The organism is Prevotella sp. SGI.167, assembly GCF_050313615.1.
GTDB lineage: Bacteria > Bacteroidota > Bacteroidia > Bacteroidales > Bacteroidaceae > Prevotella.
The window spans coordinates 1-24,197 of sequence record NZ_JBNPLT010000006.1 but is presented as its reverse complement, the minus strand read 5'-3'; the positions used below and the strand labels follow the sequence as shown (position 1 = coordinate 24,197).

At 44.7% G+C, this 24,197-nt stretch carries 24 protein-coding genes, 6 tRNA genes and 1 pseudogene; 12 read left to right on the top strand and 19 right to left on the bottom strand.

The features are described from left to right. The first annotated feature begins 21 nt into the window (after window positions 1–21). The 8 genes from ACQRBJ_RS04655 (at window position 22) to ACQRBJ_RS04620 (ending at window position 6,995) form a co-directional block, all read left to right on the top strand. Window positions 22–1,080: a hypothetical protein gene (locus ACQRBJ_RS04655; protein ID WP_295346911.1), complete on the top strand. Its 1,059-nt coding sequence runs from the start codon at window positions 22–24 to the stop codon at window positions 1,078–1,080. Window positions 1,081–1,157: 77 nt separating this feature from the next. Continuing rightward, window positions 1,158–2,003, top strand: coding sequence for a hypothetical protein (locus ACQRBJ_RS04650; RefSeq protein WP_445302962.1), 846 nt, complete (start codon window positions 1,158–1,160; stop codon window positions 2,001–2,003). 275 nt (window positions 2,004–2,278) lie between these two features. Next, window positions 2,279–2,710: a hypothetical protein gene (locus ACQRBJ_RS04645; RefSeq protein WP_445302961.1), complete on the top strand. Its 432-nt coding sequence runs from the start codon at window positions 2,279–2,281 to the stop codon at window positions 2,708–2,710. A gap of 259 nt (window positions 2,711–2,969) precedes the next feature. Beyond that, a complete protein-coding gene (locus ACQRBJ_RS04640) occupies window positions 2,970–4,271 on the top strand; it encodes a hypothetical protein (RefSeq protein ID WP_445302960.1) in 1,302 nt (433 codons plus the stop codon). 113 nt (window positions 4,272–4,384) lie between these two features. Beyond that, complete coding sequence (locus ACQRBJ_RS04635; RefSeq protein ID WP_295346906.1) at window positions 4,385–5,386, top strand: CHC2 zinc finger domain-containing protein; 1,002 nt, start codon at window positions 4,385–4,387, stop codon at window positions 5,384–5,386. A gap of 141 nt (window positions 5,387–5,527) precedes the next feature. Next, window positions 5,528–5,749, top strand: coding sequence for a DUF4248 domain-containing protein (locus tag ACQRBJ_RS04630; protein WP_153125180.1), 222 nt, complete (start codon window positions 5,528–5,530; stop codon window positions 5,747–5,749). A gap of 343 nt (window positions 5,750–6,092) precedes the next feature. Beyond that, entirely contained in the window at window positions 6,093–6,281 is a 189-nt protein-coding gene (locus ACQRBJ_RS04625; RefSeq protein WP_153125178.1) for a hypothetical protein, read from the top strand. A gap of 135 nt (window positions 6,282–6,416) precedes the next feature. Further along, on the top strand, window positions 6,417–6,995 hold the full coding sequence (locus tag ACQRBJ_RS04620; RefSeq protein WP_445302959.1) for a DNA-binding protein: 579 nt from the start codon (window positions 6,417–6,419) through the stop codon (window positions 6,993–6,995). An 84-nt stretch (window positions 6,996–7,079) separates the two neighbouring features. Here the strand turns inward: ACQRBJ_RS04620 and ACQRBJ_RS04615 are convergent. After that, window positions 7,080–7,193: pseudogene (locus tag ACQRBJ_RS04615) on the bottom strand (LacI family DNA-binding transcriptional regulator); the annotation flags it as partial. Window positions 7,194–7,437: 244 nt separating this feature from the next. Here ACQRBJ_RS04615 and ACQRBJ_RS04610 point away from each other — a divergent pair. Next, window positions 7,438–8,799: an NAD(P)/FAD-dependent oxidoreductase gene (locus tag ACQRBJ_RS04610; RefSeq protein WP_297077002.1), complete on the top strand. Its 1,362-nt coding sequence runs from the start codon at window positions 7,438–7,440 to the stop codon at window positions 8,797–8,799. Between the two features lie 130 nt (window positions 8,800–8,929). On the opposite strand, the gene ACQRBJ_RS04605 is transcribed toward ACQRBJ_RS04610, so the two are convergent. From ACQRBJ_RS04605 to nspC, 16 genes are all read right to left on the bottom strand, one after another. Next, on the bottom strand, window positions 8,930–9,262 hold the full coding sequence (locus tag ACQRBJ_RS04605) for a cupin domain-containing protein (RefSeq protein WP_022122055.1): 333 nt from the start codon (window positions 9,260–9,262) through the stop codon (window positions 8,930–8,932). A gap of 85 nt (window positions 9,263–9,347) precedes the next feature. After that, window positions 9,348–9,896 (bottom strand): NUDIX hydrolase, encoded by a 549-nt coding sequence (locus tag ACQRBJ_RS04600; protein ID WP_119227869.1) that lies wholly within the window; start codon window positions 9,894–9,896, stop codon window positions 9,348–9,350. Between the two features lie 88 nt (window positions 9,897–9,984). After that, entirely contained in the window at window positions 9,985–10,119 is a 135-nt protein-coding gene (locus ACQRBJ_RS04595; RefSeq protein ID WP_254954897.1) for a hypothetical protein, read from the bottom strand. Beyond that, complete coding sequence (locus tag ACQRBJ_RS04590; RefSeq protein WP_445302958.1) at window positions 10,109–10,948, bottom strand: phospholipase; 840 nt, start codon at window positions 10,946–10,948, stop codon at window positions 10,109–10,111. The genes ACQRBJ_RS04595 and ACQRBJ_RS04590 overlap by 11 nt, the downstream gene beginning before the upstream one ends. A 9-nt stretch (window positions 10,949–10,957) precedes the next feature. Continuing rightward, window positions 10,958–12,049 (bottom strand): esterase-like activity of phytase family protein, encoded by a 1,092-nt coding sequence (locus ACQRBJ_RS04585; protein WP_445302957.1) that lies wholly within the window; start codon window positions 12,047–12,049, stop codon window positions 10,958–10,960. Between the two features lie 34 nt (window positions 12,050–12,083). After that, window positions 12,084–12,719: a 4'-phosphopantetheinyl transferase family protein gene (locus ACQRBJ_RS04580; RefSeq protein WP_295346901.1), complete on the bottom strand. Its 636-nt coding sequence runs from the start codon at window positions 12,717–12,719 to the stop codon at window positions 12,084–12,086. A gap of 6 nt (window positions 12,720–12,725) precedes the next feature. Further along, window positions 12,726–14,069, bottom strand: a complete 1,344-nt coding sequence (gene gldE, locus ACQRBJ_RS04575; RefSeq protein WP_295346900.1) for a gliding motility-associated protein GldE — start codon at window positions 14,067–14,069, stop codon at window positions 12,726–12,728. 40 nt (window positions 14,070–14,109) lie between these two features. Then, window positions 14,110–14,556, bottom strand: coding sequence for a single-stranded DNA-binding protein (locus tag ACQRBJ_RS04570; protein ID WP_153123858.1), 447 nt, complete (start codon window positions 14,554–14,556; stop codon window positions 14,110–14,112). Window positions 14,557–14,594: 38 nt separating this feature from the next. After that, on the bottom strand, window positions 14,595–15,137 hold the full coding sequence (locus tag ACQRBJ_RS04565) for a hypothetical protein (RefSeq protein ID WP_153123856.1): 543 nt from the start codon (window positions 15,135–15,137) through the stop codon (window positions 14,595–14,597). 38 nt (window positions 15,138–15,175) lie between these two features. Beyond that, window positions 15,176–15,248: transfer RNA gene (locus ACQRBJ_RS04560), tRNA-Gly, on the bottom strand. Window positions 15,249–15,268: 20 nt separating this feature from the next. Beyond that, window positions 15,269–15,352: transfer RNA gene (locus tag ACQRBJ_RS04555), tRNA-Leu, on the bottom strand. A gap of 22 nt (window positions 15,353–15,374) precedes the next feature. Continuing rightward, window positions 15,375–15,456 (bottom strand) — tRNA-Leu (locus ACQRBJ_RS04550). 38 nt (window positions 15,457–15,494) lie between these two features. After that, window positions 15,495–15,567: transfer RNA gene (locus ACQRBJ_RS04545), tRNA-Gly, on the bottom strand. 17 nt (window positions 15,568–15,584) lie between these two features. Beyond that, window positions 15,585–15,668 (bottom strand) — tRNA-Leu (locus ACQRBJ_RS04540). A 65-nt stretch (window positions 15,669–15,733) separates the two neighbouring features. Beyond that, window positions 15,734–15,806: transfer RNA gene (locus ACQRBJ_RS04535), tRNA-Gly, on the bottom strand. 193 nt (window positions 15,807–15,999) lie between these two features. Next, on the bottom strand, window positions 16,000–17,175 hold the full coding sequence (nspC, locus tag ACQRBJ_RS04530) for a carboxynorspermidine decarboxylase (RefSeq protein WP_294972241.1): 1,176 nt from the start codon (window positions 17,173–17,175) through the stop codon (window positions 16,000–16,002). 107 nt (window positions 17,176–17,282) lie between these two features. Between nspC and ACQRBJ_RS04525 the strand changes: the two genes are divergently transcribed. Both ACQRBJ_RS04525 and ACQRBJ_RS04520 read left to right on the top strand, forming a co-directional pair. Further along, window positions 17,283–17,891 carry a thiamine phosphate synthase gene (locus ACQRBJ_RS04525; protein ID WP_294972239.1) on the top strand — a complete coding sequence of 203 codons (609 nt, stop codon included), beginning with the start codon at window positions 17,283–17,285 and terminating at the stop codon, window positions 17,889–17,891. Window positions 17,892–17,956: 65 nt separating this feature from the next. Then, window positions 17,957–18,895: a ribose-phosphate pyrophosphokinase gene (locus ACQRBJ_RS04520; protein WP_153124226.1), complete on the top strand. Its 939-nt coding sequence runs from the start codon at window positions 17,957–17,959 to the stop codon at window positions 18,893–18,895. Window positions 18,896–19,205: 310 nt separating this feature from the next. On the opposite strand, the gene glgP is transcribed toward ACQRBJ_RS04520, so the two are convergent. Beyond that, window positions 19,206–21,764, bottom strand: coding sequence for an alpha-glucan family phosphorylase (gene glgP / locus ACQRBJ_RS04515; RefSeq protein WP_294972236.1), 2,559 nt, complete (start codon window positions 21,762–21,764; stop codon window positions 19,206–19,208). 78 nt (window positions 21,765–21,842) lie between these two features. Then, a complete protein-coding gene (locus ACQRBJ_RS04510) occupies window positions 21,843–23,504 on the bottom strand; it encodes a glycogen/starch synthase (RefSeq protein ID WP_441933372.1) in 1,662 nt (553 codons plus the stop codon). Window positions 23,505–23,690: 186 nt separating this feature from the next. Here ACQRBJ_RS04510 and ACQRBJ_RS04505 point away from each other — a divergent pair, with 186 nt between their 5' ends. Beyond that, window positions 23,691–24,059: a hypothetical protein gene (locus tag ACQRBJ_RS04505; RefSeq protein ID WP_445302956.1), complete on the top strand. Its 369-nt coding sequence runs from the start codon at window positions 23,691–23,693 to the stop codon at window positions 24,057–24,059. Window positions 24,060–24,197 lie beyond the last annotated feature (138 nt).

Sequence of the window (24,197 nt, the reverse complement as noted above, 5' to 3'; positions counted from 1 at the left end):
ACAAAATCATCAAAAAAAGCCATGGAATACGCTTTATATAGATACGAGTTTGAGGTCATAGAGAAGAAAGACTCCTCCATAAACCTATTCCCCGAGCTATCGGAGAGTTTTAACCCAAGACAGGCGTTCGAGAAAAAGAGCGAACTGCTCAACTATCTGCTAGAAAATGACTATCAGATGCTCCTTGCAGAACAAAATCAGCAGGCTGCCGAACCAAATCAGCAGGTTGCCGAGCGTTGTCCCTTTCCTGTTAATCCGGCTAGCGCAAAAACTGAGCTAGCCTTTCCATTTGATTCGGCTAGCGTAAAACCAACGCTAACCTTTACCAGCAGCAGAAAGAAAAAGCTCTACCACAAATACACTTCTGCACCGAAGGATGGATTTGCCATCCTGGAACTAGCCCGCTGTAGAAGCATAAGCCATCGTCCGAAACCCTTTTTGGATAAAGCCGTGATAGAAGACGACTACGAGTCACTTCACATCATCATAGACAACCGCGGCACCTATCAGCGTGTAGCCATCGAAGTGAAATCTTCCGTATTCAAAAAGACCGATACCGTGGCCGATTCACTTGCCCGTGCCCTGAGCAAGGCTTTTGCCCGCTATGGACTCCTGGTGAAAGTGGTGCCCATCCGCGATGACAAGCACTTCTGGAGTTTAGTGAGCGACAGAAAGCAGTTTCCACGTGGTTTCAATAAACTGTGTGTAAAGTTCCCGCAAATCAACGACCCAAAAGTAACCGAAGCTATGAGACGTGCCAATATCATCTATCGTGAAATGTTTCATTCCAATCTCGTTATCATACAAGAATCGTCTGAGGGAGAAAAACTCAGTTTCAACGAAGAAGACGAGAAACAGCGAGAATACATGAAACTTTGCGCAGAAAATGCCGACAGCATCCAGGTATCGCCAATAGGCGCCCGCCCTATCACGCTTGGAGGAAAAACTGCCAAGACGCAACAGATGACTGATGCGGAACGTAAAAACATCGAGGATGTGAACCACGAGATAGGGCTCTTTGATGGCGACCCAATTCAATCCACCCAATCATTCATGGACAAAGCATACGGTAAAGCATGACACAAAACGACAGAAGGCGCAAGAACCTCAGAAAAGAAGAACCGATTTATAGACAGCAGGCTCAATACCTACGAATAATGGGAGAAAAAAAAGCCTCTGACACAACAAATGACGATGTGGCAGATAAACTCCGCAACCTAGACCTCCTGGCTTGGGATGAAACCGAACGATACTTAGCCCGATTCGCCGAAGACCTGGATGATGCGAGATATGCGGTGACCGACTTGCTTATAGAAACAGCCTGCCTAGGCAGAACTATAGGAATGGAAAGGGAATTGCCTCCCCTGACAGCTGCCCTGACTTTCGCAAGATTGATGGCAGCCGGCGACGAGGTGTTTGAGAAATATCAGGACATCTGGATAGCCATCATGAGCTCACAAGACCGCAACCCAGAAGCCAAGCCCCTCTTCGAGAAATTCTGTCAAGAGATAGAGGCCAACAAGTTCGACCCATCCACCGGCAAGGAGACCATCTACCGCCGTGGCGACCCGATAGAGCGATTCAGAAGCACTGGGGTGGCTAAGACGGACGCCCGGCAAGAGGCGCTGCTCTACGGGATACTGGAAGCCACCAAGGGCTGGAACAGAAAGGAGGCTTTCAAGGCTTGCTGGCCCCTATGGGAGGAGCTGTGGAAGTACTTGCTGGAGAAGGAGGAGCTGGTAGAGGAAATCTCCCGAAAGCATCCCAAAAGCAGCTCAAACAACACTTCTATCAACATCACGCTGGTGTGCAATGTGGCTGGACTTCTGAACAGTCATTTAAAAACCCTGGGCCACGATGTAGCATCCTGCTCAAGACTTGCAGACCTGATCAAGGAAAATTGGAACTCCTCGCAGAGCCACAAGGAATTGAGCAAAACCACCAAACTCTCAGATGAGCAAGCAAAGCTGATAAAAGCCTGGCTCACCATGAACATGAAATAAAGATTACCCCAGAAAATTACCAACAAATTACCATTTTTTCGCTAACTATCTGAAAGTGAGCGGGTAATTTGGTGGTAATTATTTTTTTGAAAGTACCTATTACCACCTTTTGACCATCCACCATCTATTACTACCTTTGCACCCGTCGAAAGGACAAAACAAATTGTTGAATCTGAGTTGATACGAGTCTATCAGAGAGAGAGTTCCCGGGAAATAAGTGTCGACACCTTTCTTTTCTTGAAAAGGCTCTCTTCTACTCGTAAAACGTTAAGATTATGTATAACAATGATTTTAAAATGGATGGTGTGAAGCACACCGAGTTCTTAACCGCTGCCCAGCAGCACTCCGAGTTCTTAACCGCCCAGCAGCACACACTGCTCTCTGGCATGGCTTCTTACGACGGTGGCAGAAACTTCCTCTTCTCGCCCGATGAGCCTGTGGCAGGCCTGTTGCCACGATTCCGATGCCATGGCATCGCTCAGCAGATGACCGACGGCACCTTCGACTTCGTGGCCAAGCCCAAGGTTAAGCCGCAGTCGCAGCTCATCAAGAAGCTGGCGCACGGCAGAGTGAGCAAGACCAAAGATGAGGCCATACAACTCACACTCAAAGTGTATTGCGACGAGGGCGAAAACATCGCCGAGGCTATCTACAAGGAAGCAGCCATCGCCAAGGACGCCATCGTGGACTATCAGATGAAGAGATGATTTTCGGGGGCCAAAGCTGCTTGACAAGCTCAGCTTGCAGGCAGCAAAACCGTCTCAGCGTCTCAGTCTCAGTTAGGAAAAAAGTCACAAATCCACTTCATACCCCCTTTCTTATGTCTTATAACTTATTGATAATTAATTAGTTATATAACATATAGATAGAAGTGGATACCCCTTTTAAAACAACTGAGACACTGAGACTGAGACGCTAAGCCCCCCAAGTAACAAACCAAAAATTGATTTAATTCTCTAGAAAGCAATGAATTACAACATTTTTAGCAGCACCGCTCCAGCGATGCCAAAACCGGGCAAAGGCACAGAATTTGTGAAACTTGCCCTCTCACAAGCCTCAAAAGACATGCGAGAAGTGCTCATTCCGATGGCAATTCCTGCCTTGGCAGCCCATCTCACGGACGTAAGATTCATGTATTGCGACAACAAATTTTATGAAATGTGCGGCCAAATGGGGCATTTGATAGGTCCTTCGGGCATCGGAAAGGCGCAATTGAGCCATCTTGTAGAGGCAATCATGCGGCCTTTTCGCAAACACGATGAGATAGAGTATAAGAAACTCGTGGACTGGCAACGACAGATGAAGACCAAGGGTGCCAACAAGGAAAAACCCGAGCGTCCGGACGTGAGCTTCTGGTTTCCACCTGCCGACATCACCAACCCTGCCTTCATACAGAACGCCATGGCTCTGGAGAAGCTGGGCGAGCGAACCCAATACCTCAACCTGCCCGAGGTGGAGATGGCAGACAAGATGTGCGGCGGTCACAGACAGGTGAGCCAGATGGTGAGAAACATCTACGACTGTCAGCGAGCTGGTGCCCTGCGTGCCACGGCTGATGGCGTGACGGGTAACCCCGTGCTGCGGGTGAACCTCACTTTTACTTCCACCCCCGATGCCGCCCGCCTCTTCTACAAGAAAGACTTGACCAACGGTTTCTTCGGCAGAATCCCCTTTGCCTACAAGGCTCGCGGCGAGCGACTGGGCAGGATTCCACGCCAAGGCACCTATGGGCAGGACTTCATGGAACAGCTGGACAGCTATCTGCTCAGGTTGGACAACTGCAAGGGCGCATTCACCGTGAAGCCGCTCAACAAGATAGCTGACCAGCTGGCAGAGGAGATGGCGAAGCTAGCCGACCTAGCCGACGACGACATGCTCTGGGAGCTCTCCCACCGCAGCATCTTCTCGGCATGGAAGAAGGGGGCAGTGCTGTGGATTCTGAACGATCAGCAGTGGGCTCGAAGCATCGGCGACTTCGTGGTATGGTTTTGCTACTATGACCTGTGGTCGAAGGTAAAGGTATTCGGCGACATGTTTAAGGGCGCAGATGCCAACGAGGAGGAGACTCAGAAGAGCGGACCAAAGAATATGCTCGACAGCCTGGATAATTCCTTCAACGAGCAGCAGCTGGAGGCATTGCGCCTGAGCCTGGGCAAGAGCAAGGAGGGCACCAAGCATCAGCTCAGGGTTTGGAAGAACCGTGAGTTTATCACCTACTGTGCCCAGACTGGACTTTACACCAAGACGCAGGAGTATCTGAAAAAGTAAAAAAAGACTTTTGCTTGAAAAAAGACTTTTGCTTGAAAAAAGACTTTTGCTTGAAAAAAGACTTTTGCTTGAAAAAAGACTTTTGTTTGAAAAAAGTAAAAAAAGACTTTTGTATGGAAAAATATGAAATTCAAAAGCTCCGCGACCTTCCAATAGAGGAGGTCGCAGAGCGACTGGGAATGCAGGTGTCGAAGCACAAGTGCCTCTGCCCTTTCCACGACGATCATCACGCCAGTTTCTCGTTCAACACGAGGAAGAACTATTGCCGCTGCTACGTATGTATGGACCACAGCATCGGCACCATCGACCTTGTGATGAAATATACAGGCAAGGATTTTCTCTCGGCTTGCCGTTGGCTGGCAGATGCGCATCAAGTTTATATAGCAGATGGAAAGGAGAAATATTCTCCGGAGAAAGCACCCACCTCGAAAGCACCCTCCTTTGATGCCAGCAAGTACGCCCGATTCTTCGAGCATCCTTGGCTCAACGAGGCGGCACGTAGATTCCTCTTCGAGGAGAGACGGATTGATGCGAGAGTGGTAAACTGGTGCCGACTGACATCATGGACGGATAAGGAGGGCATCAGTTGGCTACAGACTCCGTACTATGACGTGGACGGAAAACTCATCGGCATCCAAAACCGAAATCTCGGCAAGGCGAATCTTAACAAAGAAGCTTCGGGAAAGAGCGATTTAGGCAAGGCGAATCCAGATAAAGAAGCTTCGGGAAAGAGCATTCCCCGCTTCCGATTCCCCTACGGTTCGCAATGCGGCATCTATAATCTGCCCGTCACAAGACAGCTTTCGCCTGGTGAACCTCTTTACATCACCGAGGGGTGCAGCGACTGCTGGGCGATGCTCTCTGCCGGACACAAGGCGATAGCCATTCCGTCTGCCACGCTCTTGAAACCAGCCGACAAGCAATGGTTGGCAGAAATGGGAGAAAAGCTCAAGATAGAATGGCACATGTATCCCGACAAGGATGCGCCGGGCGAACATCTCTACATGCAGTTGAAGGAGATTCTGCCCTCGCTGGTGCATCACCAGTTGCCCCCTGGATGCAAGGATTTCAGCGACTATTTTCTGAAAAGCTTTGTATATTGCCCAGTATTTTGAAGCTTTTGCCCTTACAGGGTGCCTTGCTGATTGCCATTATACCCAGGGCGTGCCCTGAGCTAGGAGCTTTTGGGCCTTCAGCCCGTTCTTGAACCACATAAGAAACTTGAGTCAGTTATTAATTTTTAAAGCAAAATAAATATGGAAGAATTTATCATTCACACGTACACCAAGAAGGAACTTGCCCTGATGTACTTTCCCGAGAGCATGCCACGCACTGCCGTCAACCATCTGATGGCTTGGATTCGACTTTGTACCCCTCTGTGGGATGAACTCCAGAAGATGGGCTACAAGAAGACCAGCAAGGCTTTCTCGCCTAAACAGGTGAAGGCCATCGTGGAGTATCTGGGCGAACCGGGATAATACCGTTTCAGAAATTTACGAAAAAATATTCTGAAAAATGTGCCGCCATCTCACGGCATCAGCCGCCAACGCATAACCGCTGGCGGCTGTTTTTGTATCTTTGCATCGTGATTCAGAAAGCGCTGGAAAATCACTTTCCTAGTTGGAGAAAAATATTTCTCCAGTTGGGAAAATGAAAAAGAGCATCTGGAGTAAGTCTCAGACAAGAAAGAGTAAGTCTCAGACAAGAAAGAGAAAATCTCAGATGCATCAAGTTATAACCTAGACTCCATGTCCCGATACGAGTCCTTCTTTTCCTTTTTTTATAAGAGGACGGGAAGTTAAAAGGGGGCAAGAGAAACGTATGAACCCAAACATGAAAGCATTCATCAAGTATCTCATCGTGGCCGTGTGCTCTGCCATCGTCACCTACCTCACCAGCTCGTGCACCGCAGGACTGGTAATAGGAAAGAACCAACGACAGCAACAGGAGAACAATATCTCCACCCGAGCCGATTCCACTCACTTCGTGCCTACCATCACCATTAGATAAATGGTAAAAAGAATTTTTTAAAGGTAAAAAGGTAAAATTACGAAGGGAAAGATATTGACAACCAAGTCTCTATTTAACTTGGAAATTACGATTATCAATTCTCTAAATTATTAATTATAAATTATTTAAAGTATTATGGCAATTAATCTGAAAGCAAAGGAAACCCTCATCCAGGTGGGTGAGTTGAAAGGTAAGTATCGTTACGTGCTCGGCACCGAGCTTTACAACAAGCTCTCTGAGAGCAAGGTTATCAAAGAGGCTGCTCTGCGCAGCGGAGTGAGCCGAGGCGTGATGCAGGCATGTTGGGATGCCGCAGGCGAGGTAATCAAGGCTTGGACCACCGAAGGTCACTCCGTGGCTATTCCAGGACTGGGCACCATGAGATTTGGCGTAAGAGCCAAGAGCGTGGAAACTGTGAACGAGGTGGCAAGCGGACTCATCACTGCCAGACGTGTCATCTTCACGCCTAACGTGGAAATCAAACAGGAACTGATGGACACTGCCATCCAGATAACCTGCTACGACCGCAACGGCAAGGTTATCAAGAACGTTACCTCTGGCGATAAAGGCGATGTGGAAGACCCAGACAACAACCCAGGCGGAGGCGAAGGCAACAACCCAGGTGGAGGCGAAGGCAACAACCCAGGTGGAGGCGAAGGCAACAACCCAGGCGGAGGCGAAGGCAACAACCCAGGCGGCGATATGGGTTTGTAATAGCCCTATAATCATACGATACAGACTGGCGGCTGTGCTCAAGCAATTGGGTACAGCCGTTTTTTTGTAAAAAAACCTTGCAAACGTGCCCGAAAAACCAGCCACGAAAATCTCTTCCGGTACCCGCTTACCCAAAGCGCGGAGCCGATTCTGCGCACCTATCGCCAAAGTATCAGTAAAGGCGAAAACGGCATCAAAAAGATGGAAGAGCTCCTCAAAATGCTATCTGTATATTACATTTTATAACATCAGTTACCCGTTTCTAAAATGGAAACGATTGCAACAGTCTTCTACCCTGTTTTTCTACACTTCTTTCTTTGCCGTCTCAATTAAAAGCTGTACCTTTGCAAGCGAATTTCAGCGATGACTAGGCTAAATGCCTATAATATGAAAAATCAGTAGCAAATATATGTAATTAATTATACAAAAAACAGCAGTAGTTATGAGTATTAATATCAAGAGAAATCAGTTGAAGAGAGTTGTGATTGTAGGTGGTGGACTCGGTGGTCTTCGTTTGGCAGAAGACCTCTGCAATGCAAACCTGCAGGTGGTGTTGATTGACAAGAACAACTTCCATCAGTTCCCTCCACTTATCTATCAGATTGCCTCGGCAGGTATCGACCCAAGTTCCATCTCCTTCCCGTTCCGCCAGATTTTCCGCAAGCGCAAGAACTTCTACTTCCGCATGGCAGAAGCAAGAGCCGTGTTCCCAGACAAGAAGATTCTGCAGACTTCCATCGGTAAGATTGAGTACGATTACCTGGTGTTCGCAGCAGGAACCACCACCAATTTCTATGGCAATGCCAACATCGAGAAATGGGCAATTCCGATGAAGACCGTTTCTGAGGCAATGGGATTGCGCAACGCCGTGCTGAGTAACCTGGAGCGTGCATTGACCTGTGCCACGGAAGCAGAGCGACAGGAACTGCTGAACGTAGTGATTGTAGGCGGTGGTGCTACAGGTGTGGAGATAGCCGGAGCCCTCTCTGAAATGAAGCGCTACGTGATTCCTTATGATTATCCTGATATGGACTCATCTCTGATGCACATCTATCTCCTGGAAGCGGGCGACAGACTGCTCGCCGGAATGTCACAGGACTCTTCTAAGAAAGCATACGAATTCCTTACCAGTATGGGTGTGGATGTACAGTTTGGCAAGATGGTAACCGACTACAAGGACCACAAGGTTCTGATGAAGGATGGTCAGGAGATTCCTACCCGTACCTTCCTCTGGGTATCAGGTGTAAAGGCACAGCCTATCACAGGTATTGATGGCGATCATCTGGGCCGTGGTTTCCGAATCGTAGTAGATGAATTCAACCGCATCCCAGGCATGGACGGTCTCTTTGCCATCGGCGACCAGTGTATCCAGACCACAGACCCAGCTTATCCTGGCGGTCATCCACAGTTGGCACAGGTAGCCATTCAGCAGGCAGCACTCCTGGCTAAGAATATCCAGAAGATTGCCGAGGGAGCTGCTGATTCCCAGCTCAAGCCTTTCCGCTACAAGAACCTGGGCTCTATGGCTACCATCGGAAGACACAAGGCTGTGGTAGAGCTTGGCAAGTTCCACAGCCAGGGCTTCTTTGCCTGGGTATTGTGGCTGGTAGTTCACCTCCGCTCTATCCTTGGCGTAAAGAATAAGGTAATGGTAATGCTCAACTGGCTCTGGAAGTACGTGAGCTACAACGATTCTATCCGAATGATTACCTACGCCACCAAACCTAAGGAGGTGCGCGACCGTTTAAAGCGTGAACAGACCACTCACCTCGGCACCGACTTGCTGGAAAATGAAGAAGATTAATATGAAGAAATAAAAACGATGAAAGTCCAGCTTGGATCCTTTCAGAGAGAGAGGCATCCGAGTTGGACTTTCTATTTTTCATTTTCCTCAGGAGGAACATGATGTGTTTTTCCCTGATACTCCAGGGATATTAATGATGCTCAGGCACAATGGCGAGATACACCAGATCATGGTCGGTGAGATTCTCCATATAATGAGCATGGTTCATCGGGCAGTAATGCACCTGTCCCTGTCGAACCTCCTCCACGGTATCATCATAATGGAAAGTAGCAGTGCCGCTTACCACATAGATAATCTCGCAGTTGCCCTCATGAGTATGAAGACCAGTTGATGCACCCGGACGCAAGGTAGAATACATAATCTTCACCTTGTCATCCACATAGTTACGAGTATCGAGCTTACCCTGTCCACCCTTGAAGCCCTCCAAATGAGCCTCAGCAATTTTTTCGAAATCTATTACCATCTTTATAATGTTTATTGTTTAATATCTATTGCTTACAGTCTATTGTCTGCTGTTTACTTGGCTTTTATAAATGAAGCCCTGCAGCTTACTTTGCTTTCGCAAAATACTTCCATAGGGGAGCCGCCATCAGGCTTTGCCAGATTTCTCCCTTCTCCAGCATTTCCATCACTTCATCCCTGGAGAAGAGGCGAACCTCGATATCCTCAGCCTGGTCAAGATGCTGCACATCCATGCGCTCCACATCCGTAGCCAGATAACAATGGGTTAGATTGGTATGCGTGCTTGGGTTGGCAGAAATCGTCATCCACTTCTGCCAGTTACCGCCTCCGAATCCAGTCTCTTCCATCAGCTCTCGCTTGGCAGCCGCCATCGGGTCCTCGCCCTTCTCTATCACTCCGGCACAGAGTTCATTCACCGTCTTACCTATCGCATAGCGATACTGGCGAACGAATACGAACATTCCGTCCTTCGTGATGGCGATGGTGTTCACCCAATCGGGATATTCCAGCACGTAATATTCATCGATGATGGCACCCGTAGGCAATTCCACCTTATCCACTCGTGCCGTGAGCCAAGGCTTCTCTATCAGATACTTCTGCGAGAGCGTCTTCCATTTCATATCTTTATCAGCCATTTTCTTACTTCATTTAAAAAACTGAATTTTCTTTATTTTAATTGATGGTGCAAAAGTACGAAAAAAGATTGAAAGGATAGAAATATTTCTAAGAAAATGACAGTTTTTCATTTTTTTTGCCGTACTGGATATTGACAGCGAATACCTCAGCACCTTCGATGATATTGATAAGAATTGGCTGGAGAAGGTAGCAGAACTGTTCACCTGATTCCTTAATATTCATTTCCCTCTTGCTTGATTACACTCGGACCATCGATGAGTTCAGGCTGAGGGGCATTTCGGTTCACATCACCATACGCCATTCCCAGATCGCTCATCGTAATACTGATGTTGCGGTTCACGGGTCTGTCTTTATCTGAAAGACTGTGCGAAAAGAGCCACTGATAGGTTTTCTTCAGATAAAACACTCGGGCAGGGGTACCGTGATTGGCACCCTTCCACCAGTCGTATATCAATCGGGTATCCTTGCCATCCTTCACCAGTTTATCTACCACCACCTTCGATTGCTTGACCGGTACTGCCCTATCTGCAGTTCCATGGATAATCCAGAAAGGCAAATCGCCCAATCCGCTCACATCTTTATACGAACAGCCGCCACACAGCGCCATGCCGGCAGCTATTCTGTCGGGATAAGTGGCGCAGACATCCATGGTTCCATAACCGCCCAAGCTCATGCCCAAGACATAAACCCGGGTAGAATCGCACGGATAATTCTTCTTCACCCAATCGAGCATATCCATGATCTTCTTCGGATTCCAAGCCCCGCCCGGATTCTGCGGAACGATGGTCAGCGCATCGATATCGCGCCCCTTGACGATGGCATCAAGCGGTCCATACCTTCTCACCTTATCCAGATTCCTGCCGCAAAGACTGGCACCATGCAAAAAGATGATGACCGGTGTATGCTCTTGCGAATAAAAATAATCTACTGGCGTATAAACCCAGAAGTTGTAGCCTCCCGGAATCTCATCTTTCACGGCTCGCAGAAAGTCGTAAGCCGACATGCTGCATACGGAAAGACAGAATAATATGAACAAAAATATCTTCTTCATTTTTCTACTTTATTTTTTCTTTATCACAATTGTTTTAAAACAGTCTCTTAATACTCCCGCATATTGATTTTGTGAATCAGAAAGCAGGATAAGTACTTGAGAACCATCTTCCAATTTGGGGCCAAGACACATTCCTTCGTAATTTGCAAAAGAACGCTCTACGAGCGACAGACTAGTCTTCCATTCGGTAAGCAATTGCTTTTTGACAAAGGGCGAATCTTGATAGAGATGATCATAATCAGAAAGACTCATCTCATTTGAAGGATTCACCAAATAAAGCTTGCACTTGCAAAATGCGCCCAGTTTAACTTTCGGAATGAAAGCCTCACGCTCTAATACCAGAAGTTGCCCATCCGGCAAAACGCAAAGTTCACTTACTCCCATCACATACGTCTCGGCTTTTCTACGAGTAGAAGGTGCATCCATCTGATAAGCGTACATTGTCATGCCAGATCCGATAGAATCTTGTAAACCATGAGACCAGGAATAAGCCATTAACCGCAACTTATTAGCTAATCCATTCTCCGGGGTAGCCGGTACACCATCCTTCCGAAGCGTACTTTCAGGAATTGTCCAAAGCAGATGGCGGATAGAATCGAAAGCCAGTGACTCGAAATTATAATTAGGATAAAAATTATATGGCGGCCAAACATTCTCCCAACCCTTCAGATATAATTTCGCTGGATAATCCTTTATGAGATATTCCTTCAATCTACATTTTCCTTCACTGGCTATTACCACTGTAGAATCCGAAACCTTAGTTATAGCCTCATGATCAAAACCTTTTTCCGTTCCATGCCATGGTTTACCATCAAAGCGACTACCATCCACCATAAAAGTATATCCCAGGTTCTCCACCTGCTCCAAATCGCCCGTCACAGGATTCACTTGAATGCGAAAATTAAAGTAGAGGGCACTATCCGACTTATCACTCACCACCGCATATATATCATCATGCAAATGGGTAATGCCACTATAGTTGCCAGCAGGTACAGTCTTATGAAAAGACTTCTGAACATTCTCTCTCACCACCTGCCACTCTTGAGCATAGCCCATGAAACTAAAAAAAAGAAGAGTACTCAGCAGTACTCCTCTCCCCATTATTATTTTCATAAAACTTTCATTTTTTAGGAATTTACATAGCTGCATAAGTTAAGACAAACTCCATGGTCAGTTCAAAGTCAACATGCGCTACCTTCTTATTTTTCAAGTTCTCTACATCACAAGCCCAATCAGACATCGTATCAAAAGGCTTCACGCGCATATCATCAAACTTCAAGTTTTCTTCAGAAAACAATTTGTAAACCGTTTCCTTGGCACACCAATGTACCAACTTGGAATCCAAATCAGAAGCATTCTCATCCATTCTTAAGAATTTAGAAGAAATACGTTCTACCCTATCGCTGAAATATTCTATGTCAACAGCTACTTCCTGATTTCTGGAAAGAATAAGCGCTGCGTACCCCTTGGTATGACTCACACTGATATGATAACCGCGAAACAAAGGTTTACCCGCCTCATTATGGATGATATCACCAGCATGAAACAGCAATCCCTTGGATGCCCCATTCGCCTTCAACATCTCATACATCAATGCACGAATGGCAAGAAACTCAAGTTTCCTGCCATCATTCTTATATTTTTCCTCCAATGATGATCTATAGGCTTGAAGATGAGGATACTGTTCGAACAACTGCTCTACCTCCTCATCCATCTGCCATAAGCCTAAACTCACACCTGGATAAACTTCACGTATATTGACTACTGCCATACCATGTTATTTTTTTTCTTCTTCCAGATTTCTTACGGGATGCACCGTAACCTTAATCTTACTGATACGGCGCTCCTCTACATTCATCACCTCGAAAGTATAATTCTTATAATCTATCTTCTCATGAATACTAGGGAAATCTCCCTTTATCTCAAGCAACAGACCTGCCAAAGTATCAGCATCACCCTCTACCTCTTCAAACTCCTCATCATCTACATTCAAGATACGACAAAGGTCTGTAAGCAGGGTTTTTCCTTCGAAAATAAATGTGTTGTAATTCAATTTCGAATAGAACTTCTCTTCCTCATCATATTCATCATTGATTTCGCCAACGATTTCCTCCAAGATGTCTTCAAGAGTAACAATGCCGCTTGTACCACCAAATTCATCTACCACAATGGCGATATGCACCTTATTTTCCTGAAATTCACGCAACAAATCATCAATCTTTTTTGTTTCAGGAACGAAATAAGGAGGACGAATCAAACTCTGCCAACGAAAATTGGAACTCTTCGTAAGATGAGGCAGTAAGTCCTTGATATACAGAATGCCACGAATATTATCCGTATTATCCTGATAAACAGGAATACGGCTATAATTATTGTCTTCAATGCATTTCAAGACATCTGCATAATTACTTCGTATATCCAAATCTATAATATTCTGTCTACTGGTCATCACCTCTTTGGCTGTTTCATCTCCAAAACGGATAATACCCTTCAGCATGTTCTGCTCATCCTTGATATCGTTCTTATCAGTGAGTTCCAATGCCTGTTCCAGATCATCAACACTTAGAACATGATTCTCTTTCTGTATGATTTTTTCTGCCATCATTCCGCTCTTGAGCAAAATATTTTCAATAGGCCAAAACAGCTTACGGGCAAACATAATTCCTCCCACACAACGACGACAAAACTTCAACGGATCCTGACGGGCATAAACCTTTGGCATAATTTCACCAAAAAGCAAGAGTAAGAAGGTGAGAATTACTGTAGTAAAAAGAAACTGAAGTAAAAGTGCTCTTTCACCGAACGAAATAACGCCAGCAATCACATAGTTCAAGAGCATGATAATTGTAACATTGACAAAATTATTTGCAATAAGAATTGTTGCCAATGTACGCTCAGAATCATCACGAAGATTCTGAATTTTCTTGTCTGCCCCAAACTTTCCGTCTTCCAGCTCAGCGACATCAGAGGGTGACAAACTGAAGAATGCTATCTCCGAGCCGCTGGCAAAAGCAGACATAAGTAACAATACAGCAGCCAGAATGGCTGCTATAATCACTCCGGTAGTGGGCTGTTGTAAAACCACATCTCCGAAAGCATCTGTTATGGTTGAAATATCCAATTTCTGATCTTAAAATTTAATAACAACAAAATAGCACTAGCTAGAATGGGAGTCCATCTTCACTTTGTGACGTCTGAGAAGAACCACTTGCTCCCTGTGTAGCAGGCTGAGGTGTTGGGGTAACAGTCTGAGAAGCCTGAGATGCTGACGATGACATTGATTTCGGCGTAAGCATCTCCATATTATCAACATAAATCTCAGTTATATACCTGCGCTTTCCTTGCTTGTCATCATACGAGCGATAACGTATCTTTCCTTCCACATAGAGTTTATCACCCTTATGAACATATCTCTCCACTATTTTTGCTAAAGCCCGATAAAAAACCAGATTATGCCAATCAGTATGGTCAGGCACCTGAGTTCCATTAGTCAGAGTATACCCCTTCTCTGTCGTTGCCAATACCACTTGAGCTACAGCTTGGTCGGCATCATAATAATGAACATCAGGCTCTTTACCCACATTGCCTATTAACATGACTTTATTCATAGCCTACCTCCTCAAATTTGAAACTTATCTACATTACTTTATTTCCACATACCCAAATAACGGTATGCAAAATTCTTGCCCTTTGCCGACGGGAACTGGCTACGGGAATCTACTCGCTGACGCAAATACTCAACGATACGATTATAGCAGTCCAAAGCAGAGAGCGCCTTGACATTAGCAACGAAATGGGTATCACGATATTCGAACTTACCAGTGGCAGGAATCATAACGACACGCTTAAAATCAAGCGCACCTTCATACCAACCCGGCTGTTGCTGGTTCAATCGAACAACAGAAGGGCTCACATTTTCACGATGTTCCTCAGAAGGAGTTGAACGCAACGCCTTCTTGTCTTTGAAGTCACGCATGCTAGCTGCAGTGGTTTTTATAACGATGAAATAGACACGGGGGCGAACCTTATAACGCTTAGGATAACAAACATCACTAGCAGCATAATCGCGTACATCAGCCTCTAATGATTCGTCCATACCAATTTCAGGAATACTCTTCAAAAAATCTATTGCTTGATCCACATTTGTTGCAAATGCTTCCTGATCAAAATATCTTAAATATAAATTCATAAATTAGGTATGTTTCTCTATTTAAACAAATAAAATAGAGCGGAAAACGGGACTCGGACCCGCGACCCCAACCTTGGCAAGGTTGTGCTCTACCAACTGAGCTATTTCCGCTTATTAATCTACAAAAGACGTGAAGAGGAGGAGACTCGAACTCCCACGACACAATTGTCACTACCCCCTCAAAGTAGCGCGTCTACCAATTCCGCCACCTCTCCAACATTAAGCAATTAATCATTGTGCCCAAGACAGGACTCGAACCTGCACGTTGTGAAACACACGCACCTGAAACGTGCGCGTCTACCAATTCCGCCACTTGGGCCCGATTTCAATATCCTATCTCAAAGATATCAAAATATGAGCGGAAAACGGGACTCGGACCCGCGACCCCAACCTTGGCAAGGTTGTGCTCTACCAACTGAGCTATTTCCGCTTATCAAATAATAACAGTGAAGAGGAGGAGACTCGAACTCCCACGACACAATTGTCACTACCCCCTCAAAGTAGCGCGTCTACCAATTCCGCCACCTCTCCAGAAATTATTATTCACCAAATATCTTAATAAAGATAAAGCTTGATGTTGTCTTCAAAAAAATCTGAGCGGAAAACGGGACTCGGACCCGCGACCCCAACCTTGGCAAGGTTGTGCTCTACCAACTGAGCTATTTCCGCTTATTTCCTACTCTTCATAGGAGCGTTCCTCTGAATGCGAGTGCAAAGGTACTACTTTTTTCCGAATTACCAAACTTTTCTTGAACTTTTTTTGAAAAAAAGATGCATTTTGCCCATTTTTCAGGCAAAAACGCACCTTTTTCCGTAGTTATTGTACCTTTTTACTGGTTTTCTTCATTCTTTTATCCCGTTTTTAATCCATACGCGAAAGATAATCCTCATATCCAAATTCGCGTAAGATTTCCAAATTTCCATCCAAATGAACGATACCTATAGCCGGATGGGAGATTCCGTTAAAGGTATTTGTCTTCACCGTAGTGTAGTGAAGCATATCTTCAAAGATAATATTTTCACCCACTTCCAGTTCATGGTCAAATTTCCAGAAGCCCATAAAGTCACCACTGAGGCAGCTGTTTCCACCTATTCTATATATATACTCCCCCTCTGGAGCCTTCATCGGATCATCAACCTCTAATGTTTCAGCATTTCTGATAGCAGGCATATATGGCATCTCAAGGCAATCGGGCATATGACAAGTAAAACTTGCATTGATAATAGCCGTCTTGATTCCCTTATCTTCTACCACATCTACAACTTGTGTAACCAGCGGACCTGTTTGCCATCCAAAAGCACTACCCGGCTCCATGATTACCTTCAGAAGTGGATAACGGGCATGGAAATCCTTCAATATATTAATAAGGTGTTCCACATCATAGTCTTTACGGGTCATAAGATGGCCTCCACCAAAGTTTATCCATTTCAACTGCGGAAACCATTTGGCAAATTTTTCTTCAATATGCTTCAAAGTACGCTCAAATACATCAGCCCCACTCTCGCAATGACAGTGACAATGGAATCCTTCTATGTCAGAAGGCAATTTTTCCGGCAATTTATCTGCAGAAACACCAAATCGCGTACCCGGTGCGCAAGGATTATATAATAAGGTGGAAACCTCAGAATATTCAGGATTCACCCGCAACCCATATTTGATAGAAGGATTTGCTCGTCGGGCACGTTCATGATATCGCTCATACTGAGAAAGCGAATTGAACGAAAGATGACTGGAACACCGAGCTATCTCGTCAATTTCATAATCAGTATAAGCAGGAGAGAACGTATGAGCAGGACTCCCGAACTTTTCAAAAGCCAATTTTGCCTCACTCAAGGAACTAGCCGTTGTGGAATTGATATACTCTCTAAAGATAGGAAAAGTCTTCCACAAAGCATATGCTTTAAAAGCAAGAATAATTTCCACATCGGCACGCTCAGCCACACTTTTGATGAGCGATAAATTGCGGCGCAGAAGTTCCTCCTCCAAAACGTAAATTGGTATGTGAACTTCGCAAAAAGATGATAAATTTACTCTCATTTCTTGATAAATATTAATTTTATGGTGCAAAGATAGCTTTTTATCCCGATATAATTGCATGTTTGCGAATTTTTTAATACTTTTGCAGTATAAAATGCATTTTGACGATGAAATTAGCAATAATGACAAAGTCCACATTCTTTGTGGAAGAAGACAAGATACTCACCTCGTTGTTCGACGAGGGCATGGACAACCTGCACCTTTTCAAGCCAGGTTCCTCACCCATGTATTCAGAGCGATTGCTCACTTTATTGCCAGAAGACTACCGTAGCAAGGTTACGGTTCACGACCATTATTACCTCAAGCAGGAATACGACTTGGCGGCAATACATATCGATGATCCACTTGCATCTGTACCAGATGGCTATAAGGGTAAGTACAGCCGTACCTGTACAGACCTCTCCATGTTGAAGGAGATGAAAAAGAAATCAAACTCCGTTTTTCTGAAGAATATCTTCGACTGTATTGAGTTTAAGGATGAAAAATCATCTTTCTCCATGCAGCAGCTGGAGATGGCAGCAAAGGCTGGACTCATCGACAAGAAGGTATACGCTTTGGGAGGAATGAGTTTGGAAAACATCAAGGTAGCCAAAGAACTTGGTTTCGGTGGTGTTGTTATCTGTGGAGACTTGTGGAACCGATTCGACATCCACAATGAGAAAGACTTCAAAGAGCTGATTCTCCATTTTGAAAGATTGAGAAAAGCAAGCAGCTAAGGTTCTTTCTCCATAAAAGTACATTTGTAGTAAATAACTATTAATACACATAAACACTAATAGAAATGAGTGACAAAAACTCTTTTTTGGTATTCTCTGGTACTAATTCGAGATACCTTGCAGAGAAAATCTGCGCTAGTTTAGGTTGCCCACTGGGTAATTTGGTAGTAACCAAGTTCTCTGATGGTGAATTTGGCGTATCTTTCGAGGAGTCTATCCGCGGACGCGATGTTTTCCTCGTACAGAGCACATTCCCTAATTCAGACAACTTGATGGAGTTGCTCCTGATGATTGACGCAGCAAAGCGTGCTTCTGCCCGCAATATTATTGCTGTTGTTCCTTACTTCGGATGGGCCCGTCAGGATCGCAAGGACAAACCACGTGTCAGCATCGGCGCTAAACTGGTAGCCGACTTGCTCAGCGTTGCCGGTATCGACCGTCTCATCACCATGGACCTCCACGCAGACCAGATTCAGGGATTCTTCGATGTTCCTGTCGATCACCTCTATGCTTCAGGCGTTATTTTGCCATACCTGCAGAGCTTGCGCCTCAAGGATATGGTAATTGCTTCTCCAGATGTTGGTGGTTCTAAGCGTGCCAACACTTATGCTAAGTACTTCGGCTGCCCTCTCGTTCTTTGCAACAAGACTCGTGCTCGCGCTAACGTGGTTGCCAGCATGCAGATTATTGGTGATGTAAAGGACAAGAATGTTGTCATCATCGATGACATGGTTGACACTGCAGGTACTATTACCAAGGCTGCCGACATCATGAAGCAGGCTGGTGCCAAGACTGTTCGTGCTTGTGCTTCTCACTGTGTAATGAGTGGTCCAGCTTCAGAACGCGTACAGAATTCTGCTCTCGAGGAGATTGTTTTCACTGATTCAATCCCTTACACCAAGCGTTGCGACAAGGTTAAGCAGCTCACTATCGCTGATATGTTTGCTGAGACTATCCGCCGCGTAGAAGACAACGAGAGTATTTCTTCTCAGTATCTCGTATAATACATATATAAAAGGACAGGATTTCTAAGTTGTTGAAATCCTGTCCTTTTATGATATAACCAATCCCCCATTATGAAAACATTATTAAAACTCTTTATCGGATTTTTCTTTATTCTTTATGCCCTTTTAGGTTTAATATTTTGCTTTGATTCTCCTGACACTCTTACCAATATCGAACTCTTAGTTGGCTATATTGTCATATTGTGTGGAATTTATTACATTATCAAAAAAAGTAAGAAATAAAAAATCCCACACCTCCTTGCGAGATGTGGGATTAAATATATGATGCGAATAGAAATCCGCTATCCTATTAGTTCAACCACTTAACGTAGCAGAAGTCCTGACGGTGTGGCAACTTATCATTCTTAGGATACATACGTACGCCTGTCTTGAATGAACCAGCATTGATTGGCTCAATCTCAGTCTCGAATGTAAAGTTGTTACCCTCGTGACCAACCATCTTGAATGGATAAACAGCATAAATCTGCTTACCATCCTCTGGCTGATCCTTCAATACAACAAGCTCCAAGCCTACTGCATCGTTCAAGCCCTGCTCATCAATAACATACTGAACCTTGATCTTCTGACCAGTCTCAGCAGCCATCAGCATGCAGTCGTCCTTAGATACAACGTGGATACCATCCCAACGCTCTGCAACGCTCTCCTTCCAGAGTGCAATCTCCTTAGCAAGTGCATTGTCGTTAGCACTCAACTTCTTGAAGCGGGCAGCCTCCTTATTGTAGAACTTATCATAGTAGTCATCCAACTGGCGCTTCATTGTATAGTGAGGAGCAATAGTAGCAATAGAGTTCTTTACTACCTGGATCCACTCCTTGCTGAAGCCTTCCTTATTCTTGTTGTAATACATAGGGATGATGTCGTTCTCCAAGAGGTTGTAGATAGTAGCAGCATCAAGCTGATCCTGGTAACCCTGGTTCTGGTATGTACGCTTCTCTGGAAGAGCCCAACCAGCACCCTCGCGGTAACCTTCTACCCACCAACCATCAAGTACAGAGAGGTTGACAACACCATTCATCTCAGCCTTCTCGCCAGATGTACCAGAAGCCTCCAATGGACGTGTAGGAGTATTCATCCAGATATCAACACCTGAAACCAGGCGACGAGCCAAAGTCATATCGTAGTCCTCGAGGAAGATGATCTTGCCGAGGAACTCTGGACGCTGACTGATCTCGAAGATCTTCTTGATCAAGCCCTGACCAGCACCATCAGCAGGGTGAGCCTTACCAGAGAAGAAGAACAATACTGGGTGCTCTGGATCGTTAACGATCTTAGACAAGCGATTCAAGTCTGTGAAGAGCAAGTGAGCACGCTTGTATGTAGCGAAACGACGGCAGAAACCAATCATCAAAGCGTTAGGGTTGATACGCTCGAGCAAAGATACTACACGAGCTGGATCACCCTGGTTCTTCAACCAAGTCTGTGTAAACTTCTCACGAATATAAGCTACGAGCTTCTTCTTCAATGTCATACGGGTATTCCAGATTTCAGCGTCTGAAACATTGTAGATGGCATGCCAGATTTCCTCGTTGCTCTGATCGTTCATGAAGTTCTTGTCGAAATATTTATCGTAGAGCTTACGCCATTCTGTTGCTGTCCAGGTTGGGAAGTGAACACCATTAGTTACATAACCTACGTGGTTCTCCTCTGGGAAGTAACCCTTCCAGATGTTAGAGAACATCTGCTGGCTTACCCAACCATGGAGCTTACTTACACCATTAACCTCCTGACAAGTATTGCAAGCGAATGTAGAGAGGCAGAAACGCTCGTTATGATCGTCTGCGTTCTCACGACCCATACCGATGAACTCATCCCAAGAGATACCAAGACGCTGTGGATAGCCACCCATGTACTTGCCGAAGAGAGCCTCGTCGAAGTAGTCATGACCAGCTGGCACTGGAGTATGAACAGTATAGAGAGAAGAAGCGCGAACCAACTCGAGAGCCTGGTTGAAGTTCAAGCCATCCTCCTCGATGTAGTCGCAGAGACGCTGCAAGTTGCAGAGAGCAGCATGACCCTCATTGCAGTGATAGATATCCTTCTTGATACCCATCTTCTTCAATGCGAGCATACCACCGATACCGAGCAAGATTTCCTGCTTCAAGCGGTTCTCCCAGTCACCACCATAGAGTGAGTGAGTGATAGGACGGTCGAACTCAGAGTTCATATCATTATCTGTATCCAGGAGATACAACTTGATACGACCAACGTTCATCTGCCATACGTATGCATGTACCTGATAGTTTGTGTAAGGAACATCAACTACCATTGGGTTACCATTCTCATCATATACTCGCTCAATAGGGAGAGAGTTGAAGTTCTGAGCGTCATAGTTAGCAATCTGCTGACCATCCATACTCAAAGACTGCTTGAAGTAACCAAATCTGTAGAGGAAACCAACGGCACACATATCCACGTTGCTGTCAGATGCCTCCTTCAAGTAGTCACCAGCAAGCATACCAAGACCACCAGAGTAGATTTTAACCACCTGGTTAATACCATACTCCATACAGAAGTAAGCTACAGAAGGGCGCTTTGAGTTTGGCTTAACATCCATGTACTCGCGGAACATCTTATAGACGTTCTTAACCTTAGCCATTGTCTCCTTATCCTTAACAATAGCCTCCTTGCGGTCGTAGCTCAAACGCTCCAAAAGCAATACAGGGTTAGCGTTGCACTTCTCGTACAAATCAGCATCAAGGCTCTTGAACAAGTCACGACCCTCATAGTTCCATGCCCACCACATGTTGTGAGCAATCTCGTCCAAGCACTTCAACTCCTTAGGAAGGCTAGACTTAATAGTAGTCTCCTTCCATTGAGGAGCATTAGCATAGTCTGCTTTAATTTTCATTGTGTTTCGATTTATATTAAAGTATTTATATTCTCTATAACTATATTGTGATTTCTCACTACCAAGAGAGAGATTTCTTTATTTTCCCATGCGGGCTTCAGCCTTTCTCAAAGCGAAATCGTAAGCATCATAATAGTACTCGATAAAGTGCTTCCACAAAGCCTTCTCTGAGAGTTTTTCTGCATTCTTACGACACTTGTTCACCTGAGTTTTAGTAAATCCAGAGTACTTAGCAACAGTATCCTTGATGGCATCAGCCACCTCTGAATAATTGTAGTCAGTACGCTTGATTACCTTCACACCATCCTCAATCTCGCTATACCTTCCCTTCTCCGAGTTAGCCCAGAGACCAAAACCTGCCAAATCGGTGGTGATACATGGCACCTTGAATGCAACAGCCTCCAAAGGCGTGTAGCCCCAAGGCTCATAATATGAAGGATAGATGCAGAGGTCGTTACCCAACACTACATCATAGTAACTCTTACTGATGATACCATCATCGCCTGTCAGGTAGCAAGGCAAGAAGATCAGTTTCACCTTGTCTTCCTTATTATTATGCATATTGAAGTACTTCAACATACCCAATACATTGTCATGGCTCATATTATGCAGCCAATGAGTAATTTCTGGAACCTCCAATGGAGTGTCAAACTTCTTGCCACTATTCAGACGGTCCAACAGATCCTGACGTGGATCGCCTACCCAACCAGGTACATCGATGAATGCCAGGACATTCTTCTTCAAGTTGCTATCACGAAGCAAACGATTCATTGCCTCGATATAGACATCGATACCTTTGTTGCGGAACTCGTAACGACCACTGGTAGAGACAATTAATGTATCATCGTCTAAATCTGTACCCATCAAGGCATTAGCCACATCGAGCAAACGCTTTCTTGCCTCCTTACGCTTCTTGGTAAAAGCAGTAGTCTTAGGAACAAAACTATTGTCAAAACCATTAGGCAAAACGAAGTCAACTGGTTTGTCCAGCAGCTCTTTGCACTCATTGGCAGTAATGTCGCTCACTGTTGTAAAACAGTCCACATACTTAGCAGTCTGCTTCTCAATAGAATGCTTGCTCTGCATATTAAGCTCCTGCGCCATCTGATCGCCATTATAGGCAAAGAGATAGTCATAAAGAGGCTTATTGTTGCCAGCAATACTTCTACCGATACTAGTTGCATGAGTAGTAAACACTGTAGCCACCTCAGGAAGATGCTTGTTAACATAAAGCACACCAAGACCGGTCATCCATTCATTGCCATGATAGATAACTTTCTTGCCTTTTCCAACAACATGTTTGTAGAAACTCTCTACTACCAGAGCGGCAGCATAAGAGAACATCGATGCTTCGTCATAGTCACCATAAGCATGAAGACTATCAACCTGATAGTCCTGCCATAGTTGTCCATAGATCTGGTCTTTAACAGCATAGTAAGGATTGAAATCTACCAAAACAGCTACTGGCTCTCCCGGTATATTCCATCTACCTACTTTAACCTTTAAGCCCTCTTTCAGAGCTTCTGCTTTCCACTCCGCATAAAGCGTATCATCTTGAGAGAAATAAGGATTCACCTTGTCTCCCCAACAATCAGGACCAATGAAGATTAGCTGATCCTTTAACCTTTCCGTAAGAGTCTTAGCTCGTGTTGAAAGAACGGTGTAGATACCACCAACTTTATTACACACTTCCCAACTAGACTCAAATATGTAATCTGGAAATAATCTTTTCTTTTCCATATATAATTATCAATAAACACCGCAAAGATAGATAAATATTTGCAAAAAAACGAATTAATCTTATTAAAATCCTAAAAAAAATGCAGTTTTCTTGATTTAAATGAATAACTTTGTCGCAGTTAATTGAAAAAAGAGATGAAAAGAAAGATTTTAGCAACATTATTATGCCTAATTAGTATATCTAGTATGGCACAAACAGACAGCACCCTATTCAAGGGGAAGATTACAAACAAAGAGTATGATGTCTATATGAATATAGACTTCTACCATAAGAACCTCAAGGTTCCAGGACAGGAACTGTTCGGTAAAATGCCCGGATATTTCGGTGACAGACGTGATAGTCGCAAATGGCTGATTACAGATGCTGACATAGAAGGAAAGACCGCTCATCTATCCATTATCAATGATTACGGGAGCGAAGATCTTACTGCCGACCTCATAGCCTTGCCCGATGGTAGTTACGAGTTGCAGCAGAAAGAAGGAAGTAACCTGAAAATTGCCCGAAACCGGAAATGGGTGAAGATTCCTAAAAATCTGAAATTCACCAAGCAGTAGACAAAACACTCAGAATATCGCAGAAATACCCCTCGCTATTATGGTAAATAGCGAGGGGTAATTATATTATATAGCAAGGGTAATTATACTAAATAGCCAGTGTTATTAAACAGAAAAGCCCCGACTACTTTCGTAATC

What these genes read in the sequence shown, in the direction of transcription:
- ACQRBJ_RS04580 (WP_295346901.1), bottom strand. Translation starts at nt 12,719, where the DNA reads ATGGCAGTAGTCAATATACGTGAAGTTTATCCAGGTGTGAGTTTAGGC.
- glgP (WP_294972236.1), bottom strand. Translation starts at nt 21,764, where the DNA reads ATGAAAATTAAAGCAGACTATGCTAATGCTCCTCAATGGAAGGAGACT.
- ACQRBJ_RS04625 (WP_153125178.1), top strand. Translation starts at nt 6,093, where the DNA reads ATGAACCCAAACATGAAAGCATTCATCAAGTATCTCATCGTGGCCGTG.
- ACQRBJ_RS04635 (WP_295346906.1), top strand. Translation starts at nt 4,385, where the DNA reads ATGGAAAAATATGAAATTCAAAAGCTCCGCGACCTTCCAATAGAGGAG.
- ACQRBJ_RS04645 (WP_445302961.1), top strand. Translation starts at nt 2,279, where the DNA reads ATGTATAACAATGATTTTAAAATGGATGGTGTGAAGCACACCGAGTTC.
- ACQRBJ_RS04655 (WP_295346911.1), top strand. Translation starts at nt 22, where the DNA reads ATGGAATACGCTTTATATAGATACGAGTTTGAGGTCATAGAGAAGAAA.
- ACQRBJ_RS04620 (WP_445302959.1), top strand. Translation starts at nt 6,417, where the DNA reads ATGGCAATTAATCTGAAAGCAAAGGAAACCCTCATCCAGGTGGGTGAG.
- ACQRBJ_RS04610 (WP_297077002.1), top strand. Translation starts at nt 7,438, where the DNA reads ATGAGTATTAATATCAAGAGAAATCAGTTGAAGAGAGTTGTGATTGTA.
- ACQRBJ_RS04520 (WP_153124226.1), top strand. Translation starts at nt 17,957, where the DNA reads ATGAGTGACAAAAACTCTTTTTTGGTATTCTCTGGTACTAATTCGAGA.
- ACQRBJ_RS04590 (WP_445302958.1), bottom strand. Translation starts at nt 10,948, where the DNA reads ATGAAGAAGATATTTTTGTTCATATTATTCTGTCTTTCCGTATGCAGC.
- ACQRBJ_RS04600 (WP_119227869.1), bottom strand. Translation starts at nt 9,896, where the DNA reads ATGGCTGATAAAGATATGAAATGGAAGACGCTCTCGCAGAAGTATCTG.
- ACQRBJ_RS04505 (WP_445302956.1), top strand. Translation starts at nt 23,691, where the DNA reads ATGGCACAAACAGACAGCACCCTATTCAAGGGGAAGATTACAAACAAA.
- ACQRBJ_RS04605 (WP_022122055.1), bottom strand. Translation starts at nt 9,262, where the DNA reads ATGGTAATAGATTTCGAAAAAATTGCTGAGGCTCATTTGGAGGGCTTC.
- ACQRBJ_RS04630 (WP_153125180.1), top strand. Translation starts at nt 5,528, where the DNA reads ATGGAAGAATTTATCATTCACACGTACACCAAGAAGGAACTTGCCCTG.
- ACQRBJ_RS04585 (WP_445302957.1), bottom strand. Translation starts at nt 12,049, where the DNA reads ATGGGGAGAGGAGTACTGCTGAGTACTCTTCTTTTTTTTAGTTTCATG.
- ACQRBJ_RS04525 (WP_294972239.1), top strand. Translation starts at nt 17,283, where the DNA reads ATGAAATTAGCAATAATGACAAAGTCCACATTCTTTGTGGAAGAAGAC.
- ACQRBJ_RS04595 (WP_254954897.1), bottom strand. Translation starts at nt 10,119, where the DNA reads ATGAATATTAAGGAATCAGGTGAACAGTTCTGCTACCTTCTCCAGCCA.
- ACQRBJ_RS04650 (WP_445302962.1), top strand. Translation starts at nt 1,158, where the DNA reads ATGGGAGAAAAAAAAGCCTCTGACACAACAAATGACGATGTGGCAGAT.
- ACQRBJ_RS04510 (WP_441933372.1), bottom strand. Translation starts at nt 23,504, where the DNA reads ATGGAAAAGAAAAGATTATTTCCAGATTACATATTTGAGTCTAGTTGG.
- ACQRBJ_RS04570 (WP_153123858.1), bottom strand. Translation starts at nt 14,556, where the DNA reads ATGAATAAAGTCATGTTAATAGGCAATGTGGGTAAAGAGCCTGATGTT.
- ACQRBJ_RS04640 (WP_445302960.1), top strand. Translation starts at nt 2,970, where the DNA reads ATGAATTACAACATTTTTAGCAGCACCGCTCCAGCGATGCCAAAACCG.
- nspC (WP_294972241.1), bottom strand. Translation starts at nt 17,175, where the DNA reads ATGAGAGTAAATTTATCATCTTTTTGCGAAGTTCACATACCAATTTAC.
- ACQRBJ_RS04565 (WP_153123856.1), bottom strand. Translation starts at nt 15,137, where the DNA reads ATGAATTTATATTTAAGATATTTTGATCAGGAAGCATTTGCAACAAAT.